Genomic DNA, 19,106 nt, shown 5'->3' with positions numbered 1-19,106 from the left:
TTTATTTTTGAAATATAATTTTCTCTCCTACATTCATTTTTTGTGACTTAGCTAAAGCACCACACATGTGAAACAACATTCTTGCTCCTACATTTCCATCCCAATCATCATCTCCTGGAGCAACTTCAACTAAATCAAATCCTATAATTTCTTTATTTGATTCTGCTAAACGACTTAATAAATAGGCTGCTTGTTCGTATGACATTCCACCTGGAACTGGAGTTCCTGTGTTTGGTGCATACAAACGACTCATTCCATCAATATCAAAAGAAATGCATACTTTTTGAGGTAAAGAATAAATTAAATGATCACATAAATGCTGCCAAGTATTACCTTCAAAAAGTTGTTTTTTGATATCTGTATCTGTGTGAACCAACACTCTTCCTTCTTGGTTTTTAACAACTTCAACTTCTTGTTCGCAGAAATCACGAATTCCGACTTGAACAATTTTTGAAATTTGAGGAATTTGCAAAGCATTATACATGATTGAAGCATGAGAATATGTAAATCCTTCATAAGCAATACGTAAATCCATATGTGCATCTAAATGTAGAATTCCGAACTTGTCGTGTTTTGTTGCTAATGCTTGATAATACCCTAAAGGAGTAGAATGATCACCTCCAAGAAGTGCTACTTTTTTTCCTTTTTCTAACCAATGTAACGTTTGTAATTTTACGGCTTCAACCATATCAGCACAAGCATAATTGATTTTCTCTAAATCTTGATTTAAGCTTGGGTTTTCTGCAATGCTCTCTCCTTCTTCTAAGGCTTTGATTATTGGTTGTGCTAAATCTTTATATTTCTTGGAATTAAAGGATAAATCTTTAGCTTCTTCATCTAAATATATTCCTAATTTCCATAATTCAGGAAACTCTTGGTGTAATAAATCAATTTGAAATGATGCGTCTAAAACAGCTTCTGGTCCTTCACTTGCTCCTGCTCCATAACTAACCGTTACTTCCCAAGGCACTGGAATTACAATAATTTCTGATTGTTCTGCTGAAAATGGTAATCCAAAAACGGTTGCATCTGCTAAACCTGGTTGGCTTGGATCGAAGGAGTTTATTATTTGTTGTTTGTCCATATTTTGGATATTGGATTTTCAGATATTAGATTTTCGGATAGTATACATAAATCTTGATATATCTTTATTTATTGAAATTTGTTATTTTGATTTATTTTGTAAATATTTCATGAAATTAATTATCATTTTTATGATTGACGAAAGTTCATTTGCTAATAATTCATAATCAGATTCTTTGATATAACCTAAATCCTTTGAAACAAATAATTGTGTCTCTATTTCATAACATGATCCTAGAGAATTTTCTAGAAAAATTAAAAAATGTTTGTCAGATGATTTTGCTGAACCTTCTGCAATATTTGATGGAATTGAAATAACAGCTCTTGTTAATTGACTAATTAATCCAAATCTTTCAGAATCTGGAAATATTGCTGTAATCTTATAAATTTTTGGGCAAAATTTCACACTTGCTTTCCAAATTTCTAATTCTTTATAATTGTGCATCTTTTTTTAATATATGTTGTCCGAAAATCTAATATCTGAACATCCAAAAATCTATTCTAAAATTCCTTTCTTCAACATTTGCCCAAATTCATACATGTCTTCATAAGAAGTGTATAATGGAACTGGTGCTAATCTAATAACATTTGGTTCTCTCCAGTCTGTGATAACTCCATTTTTCATTAAGTAATCGAATAGACTTCTACCTTCTCCATGAAGAAAAACGGATAATTGACAAGCTCTTTCTTCTGGATTTGATGGTGTTATAATTTCAAATGTTGAATCTACTTCTTTATCAATTTCGTGAAGAATATATTCTAAATAAGCTGTAATTAAGTTACGTTTTTTGATTAGTTTTTGCATTCCAATTTCTGCAAACATATCTACAGAAGCTAAATATGGTGCTAAAGATAGAATGGGTAAATTACTAATTTGCCATCCATCTGCACTTCTTGCTGGGTCGAAATTAGGTTCCATTAGAAAACGTCTTTCTTTGTTATGTCCCCACCAACCTGCAAATCTTGGTAAATCTGTATTGTTATGATGTGCTTCATGAACAAAATATCCTGAAGCATTTCCTGGTCCAGAATTCATATATTTATAACTACACCAAGCTGCGAAATCTACTTTCCACTCGTTTAGCTTTAATTCGATATTTCCTGCTGCGTGCGCTAAATCCCAACCTACATAAGCACCGTATTTGTGACCTGCTTCTGTTATGGTTTTTATATCAAATACTTGACCTGTGTAGTAATTTACTCCACCGATTAGTACTAAAGCTAACTCATCTCCTACTTCATCAATCTTAGCTAAGACATCTTCTAGACGAATGTTGTGTTCTCCTTCTCTTCTTTTAATTTCTACAATGGCATCTTCTGGTTTTAATCCATGAAAATGAACTTGACTTTGAAACATATATTGATCTGAAGGAAAGGCTTTTTCCTCACAAATGATTTTATATTTTTTTGGTGTTGGGTTGTAAAACGAAACCATTAACAAGTGAAGGTTTACAGTTAGCGTATTCATTACCCCAACTTCTGAAGGCTTTGCTCCTACAATTTCTGATAAAGGTTGGCAAAAACGTTCTTGATAATCCCACCAAGGTTTTTCTGCATAGAAATGTCCTTCTACTGCCAAATTTGCCCAATCGTTCATTACTTCATCAACGTATGATTTTGTTCTAACTGGCTGTAAACCTAATGAGTTACCTGTGAAATAAATTACTTGTTTTCCGTTTACTTTTGGAAAAATGAATTCGTTTCTATAGTTACTTAATTCGTCTTGTGCATCTAATTGTTGTGCAAATTCTCTCGTATTCTGAAAATCCATTGTGGTTATTGGTTTGAAGTGTAAAAATAGCGAAAAGTTTAGAGGTTTAAAAGTATAGCCGTTAAAAGTTTGATTTTGTGTAAGACAATGGCTAACTAGCCCTGATACAAGAATTGTTTGAGCTCTCCTTTTTTAGGAAGCGAGTTCTTGTAGCAGGAATAAGGTTTTTAAAATGCCCGAGCCATTCGCTACTGATAATCATCTACAGCAGTCCAAAAAAAAAATCTCACCATTGCTGATGAGATTCTATATTTTTTGGTTTCAATTTGAAAAGAATCTGAAACAAGTTCAGATTAAATAATCAACATTGCATCACCATAAGTGTAAAATTTATATTTTTCTTCAATAGCTTGTTTGTAAGCTTCTTTTAATAAATCGTGACCACAGAATGCTGCTGTTGTCATTAAAAGTGTTGATTTTGGTAAATGAAAATTTGTAATCATACAATTTGCAATTCCGAATTCGTAAGGTGGATAAATAAATTTGTTTGTCCAACCTGTGAAAGGATTTAAAGTTTGTTGCGATGAAACTGTACTTTCTATGGCACGCATAGATGTTGTACCTACAGAACAAATACGTTTTTTGTTGATTTTTGCATTATTTACAATATCACAAGCTTCTTGAGAAACGATGATTTCTTCTGAATCCATTTTGTGTTTTGACAAATCTTCCACTTCAACTGGATTGAATGTTCCTAGACCTACGTGTAATGTTACCTCAGCAAAATCTACTCCTTTGATTTCTAATCTTTTTAATAAGTGTCTAGAAAAGTGTAATCCTGCAGTTGGTGCAGCAACAGCTCCTTCGTGTTTAGCATAGATTGTTTGGTAACGCTCTGCATCTTCTGGAGTTACTTCTCTGTTTATGAATTTTGGGATTGGTGTTTCTCCAAGTTCAGTTAATTTACTTCTAAATTCTTCGTAAGAACCGTCGTATAAAAATCTTAATGTTCTACCTCTTGATGTTGTGTTATCAATTACCTCAGCAACTAATGAATCGTCATCTCCAAAATATAATTTGTTTCCGATACGAATTTTACGAGCTGGATCAACTAAAACATCCCAAAGACGTTGTTCTTCGTTTAATTCTCTTAATAAAAACACTTCGATTCTTGCTCCTGTTTTTTCTTTGTTACCGAATAAACGTGCTGGAAAAACTTTTGTATTGTTTAATACCATTACATCACCTTCGTCGAAATAGTCAATAACATCCTTAAACATTTTGTGTTCGATGGTTTTTTCTTTTCTATTGATAACCATTAAACGAGATTCATCTCTGTTTTCTGCTGGATATTCTGCTAATAATTCTTCTGGTAAAGTGAATCCGAAATGTGATAATTTCATATAAGAAAGTTATAAGTTATATGTTATAAGTTGGTTGCCCACACTTTTAACGAGTGCAAATATACGACTGCGGAATAGGCGTTGTCAAGTGTTTTGATGTTTATTTTTAAAAAATCAATGAAAACGGGAAGTCACAATGCTTTATATATCAGAAATATGGAACCCAATGCTTTTTAAATCCTCCCAAAAAGTGGGAAATGATTTTGAAACCACCTCAGCTTCATTAATAACTAATGTCGTTTTTAAAGCTAATGGTGCAAATGCCATTGCCATTCTGTGGTCTTGATAAGTATCTATACTTGATTCGATTATTAGATTTTTCGATTGCTCGATTGTTAACGAATCGTTTGTAACTGAAATAATTGCTCCTAATTTTGATAATTCAGTTTTTAGCGCTTCTAATCTGTCTGTTTCTTTGATTTTTAGAGTATGTAATCCTGTTAGATGACATGCAATTCCTAATCCGAAACATGTTACTGCAATGGTTTGAGCTATGTCAGGAGAAGATTTTAGGTTGTAGGTTGTAGGTTGTAGGTTGTGACTATTGATTTTTGAAATTGTAATTGATTTATTGCTATTGAAAACCGTTTCTACGCCAAAGTCTTTGTATATTTCTGCTAATGCTGAATCTCCTTGCAAGCTGTTTTGTTTGTAGCTTGAAAGTGTGATTTGTGTTCCAATTTCTGACAAGGCTACGATTGAATAGAAATACGAGGCTGAAGACCAATCTGATTCAATGGTGAATTGTGAATTGTGAATTGTGAATTGTGGGTTTACTTTGATGACATTATTTTTAAAACTGGTTTCAACACCAATTTCGTTTAGCAATGCTAATGTCATTTTTATGTAGGGAATGGATGTGATTTCTCCTTCCAAAGTTAATTCTAAACCGTTTTCTAATTTTGGTGCAATTAATAATAAAGCTGAAATGTATTGACTACTAACATCTGCTTTTAAGGACACTTTGTTTTTTGTTATTTTTTGACCTTTGATCCTTATTGGTGGAAAACCTTCATTTTCTTCATAAGTAATTTCGGCTCCAAGTTGTTTTAAAGCTTCTACTAGAATCTTTATTGGACGTTCTTTCATTCTTGAAGAACCTGTTAAAACGATTTCTTTATTTTCTTGAATAGCAAAAAAAGCTGTTAGAAATCGCATTGCTGTTCCTGCGTGATGAACGTCAATTAATTGTGAATTGTGAGTTGTGAGTTGTAAATTTCGCAATGCTTCTTCCATCACGTTTGAATCATCTGATTGAGAAATATTCTTTAATTCAATATTTGGATATAAAGCTTGTAACAATAACAATCTATTGGTTTCAGATTTTGAGCCTGTAACTTTTAATTGTGAATTGTTAGTTGTGAGTTGTGAATGTTGTAGTAAAATATTCATTTAGTTAGAAACAAATTTTAATCCTACTAAAGATAGAATTAATGTGGTTAAAAAAAATACACGCCAAAAAGTTGCTGGTTCTTTAAAAATAAATATTCCAACTAAAACGCTTCCTACAGCTCCAATTCCTGTCCAAACGGCATAAGCTGTTCCAATGGGTAACTCTTTAGTCACTTTTACTAATAATATCATGCTTATGGTTAGGCAAATTAAAAAACCAGCATACCAATAATAAGATATATTTCCTGAAGTTTCTTTTGCTTTTCCTAAGCAAGTTGCAAAACCTACTTCAAATAATCCGGCTATTATTAATAAAATCCAGTTCATGTTTTTTAATTGTGAATTATTAATTATTTTGTCATTGCGAGGTACGACTCAATCTTTTAAACTTTACGTAAATATCATGAGATTGCTTCGTTCCTCGCAATGACTAAGTCAACATCTTATTTCAACTTGTCGTTATTGTGATGTCTGTCGTGATCTCGATTTGTTTTCAAATCTAACTTTTTATCAAAAGCGGCTTGAAGGTCAATTCCGGTTTGATTGGCAAGACACAAAACTACAAAAACTACGTCAGCTAATTCTTCGCCGAGGTCTTTATTTTTATCGCTTTCTTTTTCGGATTGTTCTCCGTAACGTCGGGCAATAATTCGGGCTACTTCTCCTACTTCTTCTGTAAGTTGTGCCATATTTGTTAATTCGTTAAAATAACGAACTCCGTGTTCTTTTATCCAAGTATCAACTTCTTGTTGGGAATTTTTTAGGTTCATTTTTTATATTTTTTTTAAAATAATTTTTTCTGCTTGATTATCAATCATCATTTTATAAATCATTTTTAATGTTGCATAATTATTAGTAGGAATTATTGTTTTATTAATCTCAAAATTTGAATTAATTTGAATATTTCCATTAGAAGAAACTGCATTAAGAGAAAAAGTAACTAAACCATCTTCCATTCCAAATGAAACAGGTTTTGGAAGATACTCAACTTCATATCCTTCAGGCACTTTTAAAATAATATTATATGAATCCTTAAAAGGATAAGGATAATTTACAGGATATTTCCTTTTTTCTAATTTAAAAGGATTTTCCTCTAATTGGTAAAAAAGTAATGGTGATATATACATTTTATTACCAATTAGATCAACTGCATTGTTATGCTTAAATGTATAACTTTCAATTATTTCTTTTTCTAAATCTTTTTTATTTTTTACAGAATACTCTGAGACTTCGATACCGTTTATTTTCTTTTCTATACTTTCTAAATATGATTCTTCACTTAATTTTCCGTTTTTTTCTCTAAAAACAAAAGCATTATAATCATAATATATTCTTCTGATTTTCCCTGACAAATGTCCTTGATTATTAATTTCTGCCATTAATGTTGTTACTTCATTAGATACTACTTTTTTGTTTAAATCAATTTGTACAGAAAGACCTGCTCCTTCTTTTCTAATAAGTCTTCCAAACCAGTTTATAGTTTTTAATGGCAAAACATCTATTGTTGCATTCTTGTTTGTAGCGTCTAAAAGTATAAAATTTTCATTTTCTTCAACAGCTGCAATTACATAATTAAAAGCTGTTCTATTTGGAAAAATAGCAATTCCATTTGATTGTGTGCTTAACAAAACTGGATTGGCTTCAAAACCTGCATGCCTCAACATTGCAATTAACATAAGATTTATATCTGCTACATTTCCTATGTTCTCTTTATAGGCTTTTTTTACCCCTTTTTCTGTATAAATTCCATGTTTTTCATTCCAATTCATTTTTCTCTGAACATGACTAAAAATCTTATTTATTTTTTCTTTATCTGTTTTACAATCTTTAATAATTGCATCAACATCTTCTTCATAATAAGATTTTAATTTAAGTTCTCTACCAAATCTATCATCATCAAAAATTGATTTTGTTACTCCTTCCCAATTTAAGGCAACATTTCTAATTTCTTCTCTTGGATAACTTATAGAAGCAAGTTCATACTTTAGAATTGAAGTGTAATCTTTAATATTATTTACATATCGTTCTTCTTTTATAGCTGGCATATTCTGTTTACTGTAAATGTATTTTGAACTATAAAAATTATCTGTTAAAGCAATCTCTTCAATATTTACAGCTTCATAACCCGTTATCATTGTAGTATACCTAAAGGGTATTGGCATGAAAACAGTATATTCTACATTATCGGTTGGAATTTTATATTGAAAATAAAAATCATTTATATTATTGATAAAGGGAGAAACTATCTTATAAGAAAACTCAATTATAGAACCTTCCTTAACAGCAGGAAGTGTTATTTTTTTTATTTTCCAGTTATCATTTACTTCTTCATCAAACTTACCTTCAGAACTTAATTTTGTTTTTACAATTTCATTACCTTCTAAATTAAACGTATTCGTATCATAAAACGAAACACTTTCATTAGTTGTTCCTCCAACAAAATAAGCTACTTCTTGGTTTGCAAATTCTAAACCCTCTTTTTTATATATTTTGATTTTCATTTCAACCAAAGTACTTACTGACCACTCACCCATTCTATCTACTTGAAAGGTAGTTTCTCCTCTTTTGAAAAGAATAGCTGCTGTTGCAGATGAATCAATTGGGTGAACTTTTTGCATAAGTTCTTCTTTAGTAACATTTCCTAATTTTAATTTTTGAGCATAATTATATTGAAATGCTAAAAAAAATACTGTTGCTAATATTATTTGTTTCATGAATTATTTATTTATTTTTAATTTGTTTTTAAAACAACTTTAATGCTTTCATTTTTTGCTATTTGTTCTCTAAAAAGTCTATAACTTTCGTATTTATCTTTTGAGTAGTACCCTTCATTTATTACGATACTTCTTTTATATGATATTTCATTTTTACTGTTTGAAAGAAATTCAGAATTATATAATCCAAATTCAGAATTGACATTTATATTTGATGGCAACTCTTCTAAACTATAGTTTTCTGGAAATTTAATTGTAATAATATCTTCATAAGAATATCCTCTTTCTATTTCAAATGGAGTATTTCTATTTCTATACTTTTGAGGGATAAAACTAACCTGATTCATTAAATTGATTGGCAAAATAATAATATTTCCACTCTTCTTTATAAAATCTTTAGCTTCAAAAGAAATACTCTCCTTAAGTTCTATACTTTCTTTGTTGTTGACGATAGTAATATTTGAAAACACTTTATTATTAAAACTACTAAAATAATCTTTATACACTTTTAATAAATCTTCTTTAGATTTTGATTCTAAATTAAATTTAGCATCATATAAAATACCTTTAGAAATTATTTCAGTAGAACACTTAACATCATTATTTGTCAATATTTTTATTTCTGTGTTTGAATTCTGAGTATTTGAATTTTGATTAAATTTTTTAGTTTTAACTATTTCAGATTTTTCATTAGATACAATTAATACTTTTCTATCATCTGTAAAATCTCCTTGAAAACCAAAAGGATGAATTTGACTAGTACACTCTAACCATATAATTTCATTTTTATTTGGAATTCCTAATATAACATGATTTCCTTGCATTGACACAAAATCTTCTTCTAAGTTTCTTTTTTCATCACCACTATACACTATAGCGTAATAAGAAGGAACATCAAATGCTTTTAAAAGTGACCTTGTATAATTTGTTAATGCCTTACAATCTCCATATCCTAGTCTATCGACATCTTTAGCCAACATAGGTTTCCAACCACCAATTCCAAGTTGAATACTTACATACCTTGTTCTGTTTTGAACATAATTATAAATGATTTTTGCTTTTTTAATTGGATCTGTTTCTGTTCCAATAATTTTTTGAATTTTGGAAATGGACTCAACTGGTATTTCTTCGGTGTCTTTTAATAAGTTTGTATACATCCATTTTCCAAATGAATTCCAATCGCTACTGTTTCCTTTAACTCCTTCTAATTTAAATTCTTCTAAACCGATCAGAACATATGGCAAAAACTTTTGAAAAGATGGTGATAATTGTTCTTTTCTAATCGCTTTTACATTACTGATTGAATATTTTATTTTATTACCTTCAACTGACCTAACGATGTTTTTATCAAAATTAATTTCTTTGTATTTTAATTTTACATCGTTTGCATATTCGATTTTGAGTGTAGCATTTTGAATACTCAAAAAATAATCTTCTATTGGAAACCATGTTGGAATAAAAGCTGTGTTTGAAGTTGAAATTTCACTCTCATAAACCAAAGTAAAAGGATATTGAGTTGGCGTATAATCAAGATAAACCACTCTATTGTCTGTTATAACAGAACCTTCACTAATAGAGTTTTCTTTAAAATCTTTTCTTCTAATTTTTCTGATTTCTTGGCCAAAAGCATTATAAACTTCGGCTTCCATGTTTTTTATTGTAGATGAATTGTCGTAATATTCATTTGTATCTAAATGTTTTAAACCATATTCATTTAAGATCGTTATTACTCTTCGTTTTTTGATAATCATTCTATCGTAGGACGGAATTGATATATCAATTATGTTTTCTTTAATTATTGCATTTGCGTTTTCTTTTAAGCTGTCTGGGTAAACCGCTAAATAAGATTCTTTCTGAGAAAAAGATTTATTGAAAACAAACAGTATAAAAATAATAAATATTTGACCTTTCTTCATTTGAATAGATTATTCTCAAATATAAATAAAAACTTATAAATAAAAACCTATTCCTTATTTTTTGTATCAATAATTATAGTAACTGGTCCATCATTTATTAAAGCTACTTTCATATCTGCTCCAAATTGACCGGTTTGAACTTTTTTACCAATTTCATTTTCCATTTGAGAAACAAAATTTTCATATAATGGAATTGCAATTTCTGGTTTTGCCGCTTTTAAGTAAGACGGTCGATTACCTTTTTTTGTAGCTGCATGAAGGGTGAATTGACTAACCACAATAATTTCTCCGTTTATATCTTTTACGGATAAATTCATAACCTCATTTTCATCAGCAAAAATGCGAAGATTTGCAATTTTTGTAGTCAACCAATTGATGTCTTCTTGATTATCTGCGTCTTCAATTCCGATTAAAATTAATAAGCCTTGATTTATTTGGGCTACAATTTTGTTTTCTATTGTAACTGATGCTTCTGATACTCTTTGAATGACTGCTTTCATAATTTTTTAATTAGTAATTGCGAGGTACGAAGCAATCTTATGACGTTTTACGTGAGGTTGATGAGATTGCTTCGTACCTCGCAATGACAGAAATTGAGTTACTCGCTTTTTCTTGTTTTATCACTTTCTATTCTGTCTTCTCCATAGATGTCGTTTCTGTAGTTTTCTTCGTCTCCTTCTAACAATTGCAAATAGGATTTGTATCTAGACCAAGCAATTTCATCTTTGTCTAAAGCATCTTTAACAGCACATTTTGGTTCGTCTTTATGTAAACAATTGTTGAATTTACATTTGTCTTTTAAAGCAAAAAATTCTGGATAATAGTCTCCAATTTCTTGTTTATCCATATCTACAATTCCGAAACCACGAATTCCTGGTGTGTCTATTATTTGAGCTCCGAAAGCTAAATCAAACATTTCGGCAAAAGTTGTCGTATGTTTTCCTTGTGAATAGGATGCAGAAATTTGATTGGTTTTTAAATTTAATGAAGGTTCTAAAGTATTCACTAAAGTTGATTTTCCAACACCTGAATGTCCTGAAAACATTGAAACTTTACCTTTCATTAATGCTTTTAGTTCTTCAACTCCAGTTCCGTCTTGAGCAGAAACACGTAAACATTTATAACCTATATTAGTATAAATGTGTTGCATGTATAATTGTTCATCTAAAGTAGCTTCGTCAAACGTATCGATTTTATTAAAAACGATGACAGCTTCAATACCATAAGCTTCTGCAGTAACTAAAAATCGATCTATAAAACTAGTTGTAGTTGGTGGATTATTAATCGTTACCAATAAAATAACGATATCAATATTCGACGCAATAATATGCATTTGATGCGATAGATTAACCGATTTTCTAACAATATAGTTTTTACGATCATGAATATTGTGTATTGTTCCAATATTTGCTTCATCCACGTTATCCACATCAAAATCTACTACATCTCCAACCGCAATTGGGTTTGTACTTTTAATTCCTTGCATTCGGAATTTTCCTTTGATACGACATTCATAAAACTTATTTTCTTTAGTTTTTACGGTGTACCAACTTCCTGTAGATTTATAAACGATTCCTGTCATGTTTGCAAAGATATACAAACTAACTTTATTACATAAAAAAAAGGCTATTCTAAATTAGATAGCCTTTTAATAATTTTATTATTAACTTGAACTTTTAAATAAATTTATTGAATAATCACTCTTCCTAATTTATCGGCTTTCTTTCTTGAAGCATAAATTAAAAATTCGTTATCATTTTTTCTATAATAAACCCCTGGTCTAATTACTAATTCATTTTTAATAGCTTCTTCAGGATCAAACCTTGTGATATTTCCTTTATCATCAAATCTAAATAAAGTTGGCACAGCATTATTATAATTTCCTAAGCTTTTTATTTCTTCGATATCGGTAATTCCTTTATTTTTCTTGTTATCATTAAAAATAATATTCAATTGACCATCTTTATAAATAGGAATTGCACTTAAATATTCTGGTCCTTTACCCATTGTTGCTAATGGAATTGAAGCGCTCATTCCTACTGAGAAACTACCACTACTTGAACCACCTGAAAAACCAACAGACATTACACTAACTGCTGCTTCTTGATCTTTTGCCACTACATTACTCCAATCCAATGAACCGTCTGGCTTTAAACTAGTTACAATTATTTCATTTCTAATGAAGGTTATTGGCATAATTGCTAATGGTCCAATTCCTGATTTTTTCCCTACAATAACTAATTGATACTCAGACAACACAATTAATCCACCATCATTTTTTTCAATAATTGTATGAATATTATATAATGGCTTTACATCTTTACCCTTTTTAGCTCTTCTTTCTCCTAGTAATTTAACTTTTGTTGCATAATCAAACTCATTGAACTTAAGGTTTTCATTTACGTTTGTAGTCAAGTTAATAGTAGCATTATAAACTCCTTTTAATTCTTTATTTGCTTTTCCATTCTCTCTAACACTTGAATAAAAACCTACTAATTGTAAGGTTTTTTTATTCGTAGCCATCATTTTACAATTGATAATTTCTTTATCTTTAAAATTAATATCAATTACTTCTTTCTTATAAGCAGTGGCGTTTTTAAATGCAAAAACTTGAAATTTTTCAACTTTTTCTTTCTTTTTAGAATCTCTATAACTTTCATTAACTACTAAGAAAACGTCGTTAAAAACATTTACATCAAAATCTGACAAAATAAATTCATAGTCTTTTTTTGAATCATCGTAAGTAACTTTATCTATGTTTGAGAAAACAGCTTTTAAGTTGGAATCAAATAATTTAATTTCATATTTAAGTGCGTCTTCTTTATCAAAAATAGCAGTATGCATAATTAGAATACTGGTTTCATCTGGTGAAACTTTAAAATAGAAAGATCCTTTGTCTCTATTTTTTGCTACCTCAGATTCAAAAAGTGTAATCATGTTTTTTTTCAACTTTCCATCTTCACCTAGCTCTAAACCTACTAAAGTATATATCTTGTCTTTTTTGTGATAAACACTTCCAATAATATATGGTTTACCATTTAACAAAACTACTTCTTCAAATTCGATCTCTCTATCTTTTAACTCAGGTAAAACAATTAGCTTATTTGAAAGCATTTTCATTTCACCTGAACTAAAAGTTTTTATGTAATAATCATCCTTACCTTTTAAAGCTAAAGCATATACAATTCCGTTATTTTCACCAAAAAGCTTTACAATTTTAGCTTTATCATCTGGTAATTCAACACCATAAGTAATTTTGATATTTTCAATATCGTACTGTGCAAAAACATTTGTACTACAAACAATAAAGAGTACAAGAAAAAAATAGATTTTATTCATTTTTAATGATTTTTTTTGCAATAATAAGAAAAAAATATTAACAATTAATTATTTACAATCTTTTCTTGATGATTTATACTTTCTTGGTGAATAGCTTTGAACAAATGCATTACAAAATCATTACTTAATCCTTTTTCTTCTCCTTCTAAAATCATTTTTCCTAGAATTTCATTCCAACGTTTGTTTTGAAGAATTGCTACATTATTATCTTTTTTCAAGACACCAATTTTATCAGCCACTTTCATTCTGCTTCCTAAAACTTCTAGTATTTTAGCATCAAGTTCGTCAATTTGAGAACGTAAACCATTCATTTTACTCAAATATTCACTTCCATCAGCTGTTTCTTTTCTGACTTTTAAATCTTCGAAAATTTGCTTTAATGTTGTTGGCGTTACTTGTTGAGCTGCATCACTCCAAGCATTATCTGGATCAACGTGCGTTTCAATGATTAATCCGTCAAAATTCATATCTAAAGCTTGTTGCGAAACTTCTTGAATCATATCTCTTTTTCCTGTAATGTGCGAAGGATCACAAATTAAAGGTAAATCTGGAAAACGATTTTGCAAGTCAATTGGAATCTGCCATTCTGGAATATTTCTGTATTTCGTTTTTTCATACGTAGAAAAACCTCTGTGAATTACTCCCAATTTTTTGATGTTTGCTTTATATAATCGTTCTACACCACCAATCCACAAAGCTAAATCTGGATTAACTGGGTTCTTTACTAACACAATTTTATCTGTTCCTTCTAAAGCATCAGCAATTTCTTGAACTGCAAAAGGATTAACAGTTGTTCTTGCTCCAATCCATAAAACATCTATATCGTGTTCTAAAGCTAATTTTACGTGAGCTGCATTTGCTACTTCAGTTGCCATAAGCAATCCTGTTTCTGCTTTTGCTTTTTGCAGCCATTTTAACCCAATTGCTCCAACACCTTCAAATCCACCTGGACGTGTTCTTGGTTTCCATATTCCTGCTCTAAAAACACTTACATCAGAATCTTTTAATTCATGTGCAATTTTTAAAACTTGTTCTTCTGTTTCTGCACTACATGGACCAGCAATTACTAATGGATGATCTAATTTAAAATCATCTAACCATGTTCTCATTTCTTTTTTATTTTCCATTTTTAAGCTATTTTAATATTTCTTTAATTCTATTTGTATTTTGCATTTCGTTAAAAACCTCATCATATTTATCATTTTGAAGTAATTCTTTGAACTGCGTTAAATTTAAAATGTATTCGTCTAATGTTTCAATTATATTGTCTTTATTCTGTTTGAAAATTGGTGTCCACATGGCTGGAGAACTTTTGGCTAAACGAACAGTGCTTTCAAAACCACTTCCTGCCATGTCAAAAATATCTCTCTCGTTTTTTTCTTTTTCTATGACTGTTTTTCCTAACATAAACGAACTTATATGCGATAAATGCGAAACATAAGCAATGTGTTTATCATGTGATTTTGCATCCATATATCGAATCCTCATTCCTAATTTCTGAAACAAATCTAAAGCCAATTCTTGTTGTTTGTAAGCTGTTTTTTCTATTTCGCAAATGATATTAGTTTTTCCTAGAAACAACTCTTTTATTGCTGCTTTTGGTCCAGAAAATTCTGTTCCTGCAATTGGATGAGTTGCTAAAAAATTGCGCCTTCTTTGATGATTTACAACAACTTCACATATTGGAAACTTGGTTGAACCAACATCCAAAACCAACGTATTATCATTAATTTTATCTAAAATCTGAGGTAAAATTACTAAACCAACATCAACTGGCACTGAAACAATTACTAAATCTGCATTTTCTAAATCATCAAACGAGGCTTTCTCTTGAATTATATTTAATTCTATAGCTTCATCTAAATTGCTCTCATTTTTATCTATTCCGAAAAAAGTGGCTTCTTTAAAATGTGATTTTAAATCCAATGCTATTGAACCTCCTATTAAACCTGTTCCTATTATATATATATTCATAACATTTCAATTAAAATCTACTAATTGCTTCCTTTATTTTCTCTTCTGTAACACATAATGAAAAACGTATGTAACCATTTCCGTTGCTTCCAAAAATGGTTCCTGGTGTGATAAAAATGTGTTTATCTATTAATATTTTATCTATAAATTCTTCAGACGAATTAATATGACTTGGTAATTTTGCCCAAACGAATAATCCAACTGAATTTTTTGCAACTTCACATCCTAATTTTTCGGCTAATTCAATTACTAATTCTTTTCGCTTTTTGTATATTTTGTTTTGTGATTCAAACCATGATTTATCTAATTTTAAAGCTTCAATTGCTCCTTTTTGAATGCCGTAAAACATGCCGGAATCCATATTGCTTTTTACTTTTAGAATTGCATCAATAAATTTTGAATTTCCTAAAACCATTCCAACTCTCCATCCAGATAAATTATACGTTTTACTTAATGAATTTAATTCAATTGCTATGTCTTTTGCTCCTTCAACTTGTAAAATTGACATTGGATTTTCGTTCAACACAAAACTGTAAGGGTTATCATTTACAATTAGAATTTTATGCTTTTTTCCAAAGGCAATTAGTTTTTCAAATAATTCTAAAGAACCGTTAACTCCAGTTGGCATATGAGGATAACTCACCCACATAATCTTTACATTTGATAAATCTTGCTGTTCTAATTTATTGAAATCTGGTTGCCAATTCGTTTCATCAGTCAAATCATAATAAACAGGTTTTGCTTGAACTAATTCTGTCACAGCAGCATAAGTAGGATAACCTGGATTTGGAATTAAAACCTCATCACCTTCATTTAAAAAAGCCATAGAAATATGCATAATTCCTTCTTTCGAACCCATTAATGGTAGAATTTCTGAATTGAAATCTAGTTCAACATTATAGTGATTTTGATAAAAGTTTGCCATTTCTTTTCTCAATTCTGGTAATCCTTGATAACTTTGATATTCGTGTGCTTTTTCATCGTGCATAGCTTTTTGAATAGCTTCAATAACTAATGAAGATGGCAGTAAATCTGGACTTCCAATTCCCATATTGATAATTGGTTTTCCATCTGAAATAAGCTGACGAACTTCTTTTAATTTTTTGGAAAAATAGTATTCCTGAACTGAATTTAATCTTTTGGCAGTTGTTATCATAATTTTGCATTTTCGTATTCACCCAAAACTTTAAAATGTGTTGTCATTATTTCTAAAAGCTTTTTTCCTTTTTCATAATCTTTGTAATCATCAAATGTGATGTCAACAAAAAACGCATATTGAAAAGGAGTTTCTATTTTTGGTAAAGATTGAATCTTTGTTAAATTCAATTTACAATCACTCATTACATTTAAAACCGTTGCTAAACTTCCTCTTTTGTGTTCTAATTCAAATTTTAAAGATGCTTTGTTTATTCCAATTATATTTTTATCATGATTACTCCCAATAATTACAAAACGAGTTTGGTTGTCATTTATGGTTTGGATTTCAGCAGCTAAAATTTCTAAATCATATAATTCAGCAGCAGTTTTACTTGCAATTGCACCAATGTTTTTCAATTGATTATCGTGAATTCTTTTGGCTGTTTCAGCAGTATCTTTATCTTCAACTAATTTTATGTTTGGATGTTTTTTAAAAAATTCTTTACACTGTAAAATTGCCATTGGATGCGAATGTACTTCTGTAATATCATCCAAAAGTTGACCTTTAAGGCTCATAAAATTATGATGAACAGACAAATAATATTCACCTATAATCTTTAAATTATTATTATCAATTAATGCATAATTTGGAATTATTGAACCCGCTATTGAATTCTCTATTGCCATTACAGCATAATTTGAATTTTCATTTAATATACTTTCTACCAAACTATCAAAAGACATACATTCATCTACAGTGATTGCTGCATCAAAGTAGTTTAATGCTACTTGATGGTGGAATGAACCTTTTATGCCTTGAATTGCTATTGTATTTTTCATTAATATTCGTTTTATTCAAAAGATTCTGAAATAAATTCAGAATAAAAAAAAATCCCGATTTACATCGGGATTATATATTGTGAGTTTAATTTATTTTTAAAAAATTAGCATACCATATAACAATCCCTATCTGTTTTCCAGAAGAAATAAGAAAAATTGTTATAATAAAATGTATTGCTTGTCATTTATGTTTTTTATTCTGTTGGCTAAAGTAGAAAATAATTTCTATATAAAAACTTAATTTAATGAAAAAATCTACTTAAACGTTTTCGTATACTATTAAAAACTTAGTTTCTAATAAATTTAAAACTACTATTACTTCCTTCTACTGAATTTAATTTCACAAAATAAACTCCATTTTGGATAGTATTTAAATCTAATTCAATATTATTCCCTATAGTCTTAAAAGTTGAAATAACTTTACCTTCTATTGAATATAATTCTACTTGATTGATGTTAATTTCCTGAATAGAATTTATACTTAATGTTTTTGTTTCAGTATTATAAAAATGATTGATACTATTTTCATTCACTGAAACATTGGAAGTACTTAAAAAATCTGTAGATTTTACAATTGAACCTTGTGAACCACATAATAGCGCTTCTCCATTTGCAAAAACAGCAATACCATATAAAGTAGAAGAAGAAGTACTAGACGTATTTACTGGAGTAAAGCTTCCACCATCGTTAGAAGAATAATAAATGTTTTGGTCCGTTCCACCAGCATAAATTTTACTTCCTCTATAAATTAAACTATATAGATTTTCATATCCGGTTGAAAGAATTTGTGTCCAAGTTGTTCCTCCATTCGTAGTCATTAAAACTTCACCATCTTCACCACTCACTAGACCATTATTAGCATCTTTAAAGTTAATGCCAAAATAATAATAGGTATTAATCCCTGTTTTAATAGTTGTCCAAGTATTTCCTGCATCTGTAGATTTACTGATTTTTTGATCTCCACCAGTTGAGTACATAACATTTGCTGTAGCGTAAGTAACTGCTTGAGTTTGTAAATTAGTAGTACTCGTAATTGGTGTCCAAGTATCTCCAGAATCTGTAGTTCTATAAGCAATAACTTGGCTTGAATTTGTTACGGCAATTAAGAATCCATTATTGGCATCATAAAACTCTAAACAAGAATAATAATAAATATCTGTTTGCACAGTTATATTAGTCCAAGTAGTTCCTCCATCAGTGGTTTTTAGAAAAGTATTACCCTGACCAACGGCAAAACCTCTTGTGTCAGAAACAAATTTTATTTTTTTAAATCCTAGTGTTGTGGTTCCAGTTCCTGGATAAATAGTTTGCCATGTTTCTCCTGCATCTGTACTTTTAATAATTACGCCCGCGTTTCCCGTTGTGTATTGTGAACCCGCAGCATAAGCAATTAAATTTTGAGCTGGAGGAATTGTTACATCATATAAAATATAACTTGTTCCAGAAGGTTTTGGTGCAAAAGTTTGAGAAAAAAGCGACATTGAAGTCAAAAATAATGTAAAAACAAATGCAATAATAGTGTAGTTTTTTGTTTTCATAAGTTTGAATTTAGTTATAAAAATAATTTAGTTAATGTTTTGTTTTTAAGTAGTTTAAA

At 29.6% G+C, this 19,106-nt stretch carries 17 protein-coding genes; all 17 read right to left on the bottom strand.

The window, feature by feature from the left end; all coding sequences use genetic code 11:
• Nucleotide 1 precedes the first annotated feature (1 nt).
• Nucleotides 2–1,084 (bottom strand): agmatinase family protein, encoded by a 1,083-nt coding sequence (locus AAC008_RS04555; protein WP_339887688.1) that lies wholly within the window; start codon nucleotides 1,082–1,084, stop codon nucleotides 2–4.
• Nucleotides 1,085–1,165: 81 nt separating this feature from the next.
• Nucleotides 1,166–1,528 (bottom strand): four helix bundle protein, encoded by a 363-nt coding sequence (locus AAC008_RS04550; protein WP_339887687.1) that lies wholly within the window; start codon nucleotides 1,526–1,528, stop codon nucleotides 1,166–1,168.
• A gap of 51 nt (nucleotides 1,529–1,579) precedes the next feature.
• Nucleotides 1,580–2,854, bottom strand: coding sequence for a kynureninase (kynU, locus tag AAC008_RS04545; protein ID WP_339887686.1), 1,275 nt, complete (start codon nucleotides 2,852–2,854; stop codon nucleotides 1,580–1,582).
• 293 nt (nucleotides 2,855–3,147) lie between these two features.
• Complete coding sequence (gene queA / locus AAC008_RS04540; protein ID WP_339887685.1) at nucleotides 3,148–4,197, bottom strand: tRNA preQ1(34) S-adenosylmethionine ribosyltransferase-isomerase QueA; 1,050 nt, start codon at nucleotides 4,195–4,197, stop codon at nucleotides 3,148–3,150.
• Nucleotides 4,198–4,338: 141 nt separating this feature from the next.
• Nucleotides 4,339–5,589, bottom strand: coding sequence for a 3-phosphoshikimate 1-carboxyvinyltransferase (gene aroA, locus AAC008_RS04535; RefSeq protein WP_339887684.1), 1,251 nt, complete (start codon nucleotides 5,587–5,589; stop codon nucleotides 4,339–4,341).
• Entirely contained in the window at nucleotides 5,590–5,916 is a 327-nt protein-coding gene (locus tag AAC008_RS04530; RefSeq protein ID WP_339887683.1) for a multidrug efflux SMR transporter, read from the bottom strand.
• Between the two features lie 116 nt (nucleotides 5,917–6,032).
• Nucleotides 6,033–6,359: a nucleotide pyrophosphohydrolase gene (locus tag AAC008_RS04525; protein ID WP_339887681.1), complete on the bottom strand. Its 327-nt coding sequence runs from the start codon at nucleotides 6,357–6,359 to the stop codon at nucleotides 6,033–6,035.
• Nucleotides 6,360–6,362: 3 nt separating this feature from the next.
• Nucleotides 6,363–8,303 (bottom strand): DUF3857 domain-containing protein, encoded by a 1,941-nt coding sequence (locus AAC008_RS04520; RefSeq protein ID WP_339887680.1) that lies wholly within the window; start codon nucleotides 8,301–8,303, stop codon nucleotides 6,363–6,365.
• A 17-nt stretch (nucleotides 8,304–8,320) separates the two neighbouring features.
• Nucleotides 8,321–10,219 (bottom strand): DUF3857 domain-containing protein, encoded by a 1,899-nt coding sequence (locus AAC008_RS04515; RefSeq protein WP_339887679.1) that lies wholly within the window; start codon nucleotides 10,217–10,219, stop codon nucleotides 8,321–8,323.
• Between the two features lie 47 nt (nucleotides 10,220–10,266).
• Nucleotides 10,267–10,719, bottom strand: coding sequence for a D-aminoacyl-tRNA deacylase (gene dtd / locus AAC008_RS04510; RefSeq protein ID WP_339887678.1), 453 nt, complete (start codon nucleotides 10,717–10,719; stop codon nucleotides 10,267–10,269).
• A gap of 98 nt (nucleotides 10,720–10,817) precedes the next feature.
• On the bottom strand, nucleotides 10,818–11,801 hold the full coding sequence (gene rsgA, locus AAC008_RS04505) for a ribosome small subunit-dependent GTPase A (RefSeq protein ID WP_339887677.1): 984 nt from the start codon (nucleotides 11,799–11,801) through the stop codon (nucleotides 10,818–10,820).
• Nucleotides 11,802–11,905: 104 nt separating this feature from the next.
• Entirely contained in the window at nucleotides 11,906–13,558 is a 1,653-nt protein-coding gene (locus AAC008_RS04500; RefSeq protein WP_339887676.1) for a hypothetical protein, read from the bottom strand.
• A gap of 44 nt (nucleotides 13,559–13,602) precedes the next feature.
• On the bottom strand, nucleotides 13,603–14,685 hold the full coding sequence (locus AAC008_RS04495) for a bifunctional 3-deoxy-7-phosphoheptulonate synthase/chorismate mutase type II (RefSeq protein WP_339887674.1): 1,083 nt from the start codon (nucleotides 14,683–14,685) through the stop codon (nucleotides 13,603–13,605).
• Between the two features lie 7 nt (nucleotides 14,686–14,692).
• Nucleotides 14,693–15,532, bottom strand: a complete 840-nt coding sequence (locus tag AAC008_RS04490; RefSeq protein ID WP_339887673.1) for a prephenate dehydrogenase — start codon at nucleotides 15,530–15,532, stop codon at nucleotides 14,693–14,695.
• Between the two features lie 10 nt (nucleotides 15,533–15,542).
• Nucleotides 15,543–16,688 carry an aminotransferase class I/II-fold pyridoxal phosphate-dependent enzyme gene (locus AAC008_RS04485; protein ID WP_339887671.1) on the bottom strand — a complete coding sequence of 382 codons (1,146 nt, stop codon included), beginning with the start codon at nucleotides 16,686–16,688 and terminating at the stop codon, nucleotides 15,543–15,545.
• The gene (locus AAC008_RS04480) at nucleotides 16,685–17,509 is read right to left on the bottom strand and encodes a prephenate dehydratase (RefSeq protein WP_339887670.1); all 825 of its coding nucleotides are present in this window, start codon (nucleotides 17,507–17,509) and stop codon (nucleotides 16,685–16,687) included. Before AAC008_RS04480 ends, AAC008_RS04485 begins: the two co-directional genes overlap by 4 nt.
• Before the next feature lie 287 nt (nucleotides 17,510–17,796).
• Nucleotides 17,797–19,047: a YCF48-related protein gene (locus AAC008_RS04475; RefSeq protein ID WP_339887669.1), complete on the bottom strand. Its 1,251-nt coding sequence runs from the start codon at nucleotides 19,045–19,047 to the stop codon at nucleotides 17,797–17,799.
• Between the last annotated feature and the right edge of the window lie 59 nt (nucleotides 19,048–19,106).

Origin of the sequence: uncultured Flavobacterium sp. (genome assembly GCF_963975515.1) — a bacterium.
Classification (GTDB): Bacteria; Bacteroidota; Bacteroidia; order Flavobacteriales; family Flavobacteriaceae; genus Flavobacterium.
This window is presented reverse-complemented; position numbering and strand designations above follow the sequence as displayed.

What these genes read in the sequence shown, in the direction of transcription:
- AAC008_RS04555 (WP_339887688.1), bottom strand. Translation starts at nt 1,084, where the DNA reads ATGGACAAACAACAAATAATAAACTCCTTCGATCCAAGCCAACCAGGT.
- AAC008_RS04550 (WP_339887687.1), bottom strand. Translation starts at nt 1,528, where the DNA reads ATGCACAATTATAAAGAATTAGAAATTTGGAAAGCAAGTGTGAAATTT.
- kynU (WP_339887686.1), bottom strand. Translation starts at nt 2,854, where the DNA reads ATGGATTTTCAGAATACGAGAGAATTTGCACAACAATTAGATGCACAA.
- queA (WP_339887685.1), bottom strand. Translation starts at nt 4,197, where the DNA reads ATGAAATTATCACATTTCGGATTCACTTTACCAGAAGAATTATTAGCA.
- aroA (WP_339887684.1), bottom strand. Translation starts at nt 5,589, where the DNA reads ATGAATATTTTACTACAACATTCACAACTCACAACTAACAATTCACAA.
- AAC008_RS04530 (WP_339887683.1), bottom strand. Translation starts at nt 5,916, where the DNA reads ATGAACTGGATTTTATTAATAATAGCCGGATTATTTGAAGTAGGTTTT.
- AAC008_RS04525 (WP_339887681.1), bottom strand. Translation starts at nt 6,359, where the DNA reads ATGAACCTAAAAAATTCCCAACAAGAAGTTGATACTTGGATAAAAGAA.
- AAC008_RS04520 (WP_339887680.1), bottom strand. Translation starts at nt 8,303, where the DNA reads ATGAAACAAATAATATTAGCAACAGTATTTTTTTTAGCATTTCAATAT.
- AAC008_RS04515 (WP_339887679.1), bottom strand. Translation starts at nt 10,219, where the DNA reads ATGAAGAAAGGTCAAATATTTATTATTTTTATACTGTTTGTTTTCAAT.
- dtd (WP_339887678.1), bottom strand. Translation starts at nt 10,719, where the DNA reads ATGAAAGCAGTCATTCAAAGAGTATCAGAAGCATCAGTTACAATAGAA.
- rsgA (WP_339887677.1), bottom strand. Translation starts at nt 11,801, where the DNA reads ATGACAGGAATCGTTTATAAATCTACAGGAAGTTGGTACACCGTAAAA.
- AAC008_RS04500 (WP_339887676.1), bottom strand. Translation starts at nt 13,558, where the DNA reads ATGAATAAAATCTATTTTTTTCTTGTACTCTTTATTGTTTGTAGTACA.
- AAC008_RS04495 (WP_339887674.1), bottom strand. Translation starts at nt 14,685, where the DNA reads ATGGAAAATAAAAAAGAAATGAGAACATGGTTAGATGATTTTAAATTA.
- AAC008_RS04490 (WP_339887673.1), bottom strand. Translation starts at nt 15,532, where the DNA reads ATGAATATATATATAATAGGAACAGGTTTAATAGGAGGTTCAATAGCA.
- AAC008_RS04485 (WP_339887671.1), bottom strand. Translation starts at nt 16,688, where the DNA reads ATGATAACAACTGCCAAAAGATTAAATTCAGTTCAGGAATACTATTTT.
- AAC008_RS04480 (WP_339887670.1), bottom strand. Translation starts at nt 17,509, where the DNA reads ATGAAAAATACAATAGCAATTCAAGGCATAAAAGGTTCATTCCACCAT.
- AAC008_RS04475 (WP_339887669.1), bottom strand. Translation starts at nt 19,047, where the DNA reads ATGAAAACAAAAAACTACACTATTATTGCATTTGTTTTTACATTATTT.